Raw genomic sequence first — 955 nt, 5'->3', positions numbered from 1 at the left:
TCGGCCGGGGCATTATCATCGGCGTCATTGACACTGGAATCGACTACAGCCATCAGGCCTTCTTAAATAACGACGGAACCTCCCGTATCCTTTCTATATGGGACCAGTCCGTGCAGACAGGCGTACCTCCCGAGGGTTTTACCTTTGGTTCTGAATATTCCAGGGAATCCATCAATATTGCTTTAAGATCCGATAATCCCTTAGGAACGGTTCCCACCACTGATCCGGTAGGCCACGGAACTGCCATTGCCAGTATTGTTGCCGGAAGACCCAATCTGGAAATGGACTTTTCCGGCATTGTCCCGGAATCCGAACTGGTAGTAGTGAAGTTAAAGGATGCAAAACAAAGTTTAAAAGCAATATCCTTTGTTCCGCAGGATGCCCTTTGCTACCAGGAATCCGATATTATGCTGGGAGTTCGTTACTTAGAAGCCTTTGCCCTTGCCATAAGCCGCCCCCTGGTCATCTGCATTGCCTTGGGAAGCAGCGAGGGCGGTCATGATGGAAGCAGTGCCTTAAGCAATTACTTGAATTTTTCTGCCAAACTTCCGGGAATCGGCGTTTCCGTTTCAGCAGGAAACGAAGGCAACAGCCGCCGGCACTATTTCAACAGCACCTCGGTTCCTCCTTTTTACAATGATTTTGAGCTGAGGATCGGAGAGGCAGACAGGGTATTTTTTATGGAAATCTGGCCCTATGCCCTGGCCCGGCTTTCCATTGATATCTCCTCTCCCAACCGGGAATCCACCCAGCAGATATTTCCAGCCATCGGAGACTGCAGGTTGTTTACCTTTATCTTCACCCCCACCAGAATCTGGGTAAATAACTTTATCTTTGAGGAAGAAACCGGAGACCAGCTCATACTGCTGCGCTTTCAGGACCCTCTTCCCGGAATCTGGAGAATCCGGGCCGCAAGCATGGAGGAGGAGCCTCTCTCCTTCCACGCCTGGCTTCC

General features: G+C 50.5%; 1 protein-coding gene. It reads left to right on the top strand.

The window, feature by feature from the left end:
* A partial coding sequence (locus tag V7M78_RS20310; RefSeq protein ID WP_333652583.1) for a S8 family peptidase occupies positions 1–955 on the top strand: 955 nt, incomplete at both ends.

It is taken from the genome of Lacrimispora sp. (assembly GCF_036758025.1).
Classification (GTDB): Bacteria; Bacillota; Clostridia; order Lachnospirales; family Lachnospiraceae; genus Lacrimispora.
Note: the sequence above shows the minus strand (reverse complement) of the source record. Positions and strands in the feature narration are given on the sequence as shown.